Below are 4,031 nucleotides of genomic sequence, written 5' to 3' on the forward strand. Positions count from 1 at the left end.
TAGGGAGTAGGGAGTAGGGAACCCCATACTTAAAAGTAGGGGATTTGATATCGACGTTTTGGGTGTCGCCCTTCGGAGGCCTCCACCCAAATAATCTATCGGATCCACGGATAAATCCGGGGGCTTGGGACCCTAAAAGGAGTAGGGGATCTCTCTGTTCCCCCTACTCCCTCTTCCCCACTCCCTACTCCCTGTTTGGTGAGTTTGTCGCTATTTTGGATGCACAGACGGCGACGATAAGTAGGTCTGCGTAAATAATTATCGTTGGGATAAAGCAGGTGCGAAAAGCTGTTGAAGCTGAAGATAAAGTAGGTGGTAACATTGGTGAAGTTAGCAAAAAGCGTAATTTGCTTGATTGGAGGAATTCAATGAGCCGCACACCATTGTTAGACCCAAATCGCTCGTATACTTTTAGCAATTACTTTGAATTAGGGTTTGCAGTTGATGATTTAGTAGCTGAATTTGGTTATTCATTCGAGCGAAAATTTCTGGAATTACCACAATATTCAGGCTCATTAGACAGACTCGCCGACCTAAAACAACGGATTGAAGAAGTATTACCTTTTGTAGATTTAGAAAATGAAGCTACTCGTCGGGAAATTTTAATTGCGCCGATTGTTACTGATTTAATTCATTATTCCCGCGCTAAATTACGAATAGAATACAGTATTAAAGTTAATAATAAACTTCAAGGTAATTTTGATTATTATCTGCGAACAACAACAAATTTAATTGTGATTGAAGCCAAGCAAGCAGATATAAATAGGGGATTTATACAACTAGCAACTGAGATGATAGCCCTTGATAAATGGACTGATTCTACTCAAGCTGAAATATTAGGAGCAGTAACTACAGGTAATGTTTGGCAATTTGGTATATTAAATAGACAAAAACAAAGTATTGAACAAGCAATTAACCTTTATCGAGTGACTGAAGAATTGGAAGTCGTGGTCAGAACAATGCTTGCTGCACTGATGAATTAACCGCTAACCAGATACAAATGAAAAACTCCACCCACAAGGGGATGGAGTTTTTGGGCATGGGGAATGGGGCATGGGGAAGAATTAACAATTCCCAATGCCCAATGCCCAATGCCCCAAGCGGCGGGGCGGTTATCCTTCTCCACGCCACTTGCGGGATGGAGTTTCCCGCCGCTTTTGATAAACTATACCCACAGGTTCAACCCGTACCGCCTTCACTTCATAAGTTGCTTCGATTCGTGCTGGTTCGCGTACCAACTCTTCGGCTAGCATATTTAGCCGCTTATCCCAATGGCGACGGTCTGCTTCTAACTGACGCAACTCTTCTTCAGGAAATAACGAAAGCTACTTAAAAGGAGAACGCTCTCCCATTCCTGAATGGCTTTGAGAAGGCTTTGAAACTGTAACTTAATTTCAGAGTGACAATTCTATGGATCTCAATCAAATCGAAACCGATCTGCAAAATTTGGATTTTCAATACCGCCTGAAGGCGATCTCTGCCCTGCAAGATTATCCGGCCGATGTCGCTGTTCCTTTACTCAACCGCCATATCCAAGACCCAGAGTTTCTGGTACGAACTTTTGTTGCTAGGGAGTTAGGTAAGCAAAAAACCTCAGAATCCTTTGCTGCGCTGTTGCAAATTATGAAGTTTGATAACACCCCCAATGTCCGCGCAGAAGCGTCTAATTCCCTGTCCTTATTTGGCAGAATTTCTGCTTCTCATCTGGTGCAGACATTTTTACGAGACGATCACTGGTTGGTACGTCGCAGTATTTTGGCAGCCTTGGTAGAAATGGATTGCCCTGAACAAGTTGTAGAGGTTTGTATTCTGGGGCTAGAAGGTGACGATGCCGCAGTCCAGGAAGCATCTGTAGATGCGCTGGGGTCATTGGCGACTTCCCGTCAGTCTGAGGTAGCTTTGTCCCAACTCCTAAACCTGAAAAATTCTGAGTCTGAATATATTCGGGTACGAGTTGCTTATGCCCTCAAGCACTTTAATACTTCTCAAGCCAAGGAAGCCCTGGCGCAACTTAGACAGGATGCCGATCATCGGGTGGTGAGAGCGGCAATGGAAAATTTAATCTCTTGAGGAGCAGGGAGAATCAGGGGACAAGGAGACAGAGGAGAATATTTACTGTTGACTGTTGCCTTCTTGACAAATGACTCCACCGCTAGGTGGAGAAGAAAACTATTTCTTTGAGTTCTACCTAACTCAGTGATGGACATCTATAATTTATCCATGCTCATACAGCAATTCAACACAAAAGTCTAGAAATATTGTAGCAATGTTGACATAAATTAATATTTAGACTGGCAGAATTGGGAAAGAGCAAGCTGTGACTGAGTATTATTGTTTGCACCATAGGAGAAACAAATGGCTGAAATTCCCACAGGCGGTCAAATGCTCTGGAAATTGGAAGGGGACGATCGCGTTTTGCACCTGCGGCATAATTCTTCAGAGCGGTGGCGGCCGTATGAGGAATTTCCGCAGTATGTTCTACCCGACCCCCAAGGATTTTCTAAAGGAATTGCTACCTTTCTGGCCTTGCTGAAAAAAGATTGGACAGCTACTAAATCTTAAGAAGGGAATAGGGAATAGGGAATAGGGAATAGGAAATAACTTTGAATTGTTTCTCCTCCTTGTCCCCCTGCCCCCTGCCTACTTAGTTTCTAGGCTGGCGCGTGTGGTGCGACGCGTTAGAGCATGAGGTGTATCTAGCTCTTGTGCAGGTTGGCTAAGGAGGCGCGATCGCATTTCGTCACTCAGCCCTTGAACATGGGTAAAATCTGCTCCAGCAATGCTTTCTAGATGCTCGAAATCAACGCCAGTCAAATCTGCTGCTCGTAAATCAGCTCCTGCAAGGTTGACTCCATTTAACCGAGCATTGCGTAAAGATACTCCTGGCAACCAGGCTTTCCGCAAGTCAGCCTGACTTAGCCGCGCTCCCTGAAGATTAGCATGAGTTAAATCAGCCCCCCCCAAATATGCTCCCAACATACTTGCACCTTGCAAATCAGCATGACGCAAGTTGGCTGTATTCAGTTGAGCACCATTCAAATAGGCATTTGGCCCAATCGCCCCAGAGGATTTGTAATTAAAGCCTTCGGGAAACAGGGTTTGGCTATCATATCTTGCCCCTAGCAGCTTGGTGTCGGTCAAAATAGCTCCCCGTAAATCTGCGCCACTCAGATCGACCCGATACAAACAAGCTGCTTGTAAATTGGCATCCCTTAAAATCGCTTGGCACAGATCGGCTGCCCGTAAATCAGCACCACTGAGATCCGCCCCACTCAGATCCGCTTTGCTGAGATTCGCTCGAATTAAAGTAGCTTGATGCAAATTAGCTCTTTGCAGTTCAAAACCACTGAGGTTGAATTGATATAAATCTTCTTGAGTTAGAGCAAATCCTGCCTTGAGGACAGCCAAAACCTCTTGGGGTGTCTTGTGATCCCTGCTGATCATGGGTTGAAATCGTGAGATTATTTAGGGGTATTGTACCGCGATCTATCTACCGAAATTTTTGGGGTTACAGCCTCGCCCTTCTAGGGGGACTTTAAAAAACGTCTGAGCGATTATTAGCCAGATCGGTCGTGTCAGCTTGTGGACTGGATAGTGCCGACACTTCCTTCCTTGAAGCAAGAAAAAAATGTGAAGCTTCGCTACACTTCGTGAGAGCAATTGGAGCGCATTTTTGGAGCGGATGAAGTTTTATTAGAGGATCAGCTATGCCTTTTGTACCACCAATGACCATGATAGAGTTTTTCCGTAAGAGTGAAGGGGTTTGGTTTACCCAGCGCACGGTGCATCACTTTGATACGGTGGCGGATCAGTCTGGAGAATCCAAGCTTTATGTAGGCGCGATCGCACTTGATGATCCACGGGTAAAAGCAATCTGTGAGCCGCAAGGTATCGATCTAGCTAGTGCTAAGGGAGGTGCCAGCTTTATGTGGCAAGAACATGACGACGATCAAGAACCCAATCCGGATCGTGTTGCTGTCTTAATTGATGTACCAGATGATGAAACAGGGCGATCGGGAAAACCAAACCCC

Annotated in this window: 7 protein-coding genes; 4 read left to right on the forward strand and 3 right to left on the reverse strand. The window is 45.1% G+C overall.

Annotation, left to right across the window (positions count from 1 at the left end):
• Positions 1–368: 368 nt before the first annotated feature.
• On the forward strand, positions 369–983 hold the full coding sequence (locus LC574_RS29715) for a hypothetical protein (protein ID WP_229457212.1): 615 nt from the start codon (positions 369–371) through the stop codon (positions 981–983).
• Here LC574_RS29715 and LC574_RS29720 read toward each other — a convergent pair.
• Both LC574_RS29720 and LC574_RS29725 read right to left on the reverse strand, forming a co-directional pair.
• A complete protein-coding gene (locus LC574_RS29720) occupies positions 980–1,126 on the reverse strand; it encodes a hypothetical protein (protein ID WP_229457206.1) in 147 nt (48 codons plus the stop codon). The genes LC574_RS29715 and LC574_RS29720 overlap by 4 nt on opposite strands.
• The gene (locus tag LC574_RS29725; protein WP_229457207.1) at positions 1,113–1,301 is read right to left on the reverse strand and encodes a hypothetical protein; all 189 of its coding nucleotides are present in this window, start codon (positions 1,299–1,301) and stop codon (positions 1,113–1,115) included. The genes LC574_RS29720 and LC574_RS29725 overlap by 14 nt, the downstream gene beginning before the upstream one ends.
• Before the next feature lie 109 nt (positions 1,302–1,410).
• On the opposite strand from LC574_RS29725, the gene LC574_RS29730 reads away from it, so the two are divergent.
• Both LC574_RS29730 and LC574_RS29735 read left to right on the forward strand, forming a co-directional pair.
• The gene (locus LC574_RS29730; RefSeq protein ID WP_229457208.1) at positions 1,411–2,070 is read left to right on the forward strand and encodes a HEAT repeat domain-containing protein; all 660 of its coding nucleotides are present in this window, start codon (positions 1,411–1,413) and stop codon (positions 2,068–2,070) included.
• A gap of 285 nt (positions 2,071–2,355) precedes the next feature.
• Positions 2,356–2,562 (forward strand): hypothetical protein, encoded by a 207-nt coding sequence (locus LC574_RS29735; RefSeq protein WP_229457209.1) that lies wholly within the window; start codon positions 2,356–2,358, stop codon positions 2,560–2,562.
• Positions 2,563–2,640: 78 nt separating this feature from the next.
• On the opposite strand, the gene LC574_RS29740 is transcribed toward LC574_RS29735, so the two are convergent.
• Positions 2,641–3,444 carry a pentapeptide repeat-containing protein gene (locus tag LC574_RS29740; protein ID WP_229457210.1) on the reverse strand — a complete coding sequence of 268 codons (804 nt, stop codon included), beginning with the start codon at positions 3,442–3,444 and terminating at the stop codon, positions 2,641–2,643.
• Between the two features lie 263 nt (positions 3,445–3,707).
• Between LC574_RS29740 and LC574_RS29745 the strand changes: the two genes are divergently transcribed.
• On the forward strand, positions 3,708–4,031 hold a 324-nt coding region (locus LC574_RS29745; RefSeq protein ID WP_229457211.1), incomplete at its 3' end, for a phycobiliprotein lyase.

It is taken from the genome of Nostoc sp. CHAB 5715 (assembly GCF_020829685.1).
GTDB lineage: Bacteria > Cyanobacteriota > Cyanobacteriia > Cyanobacteriales > Nostocaceae > Nostoc.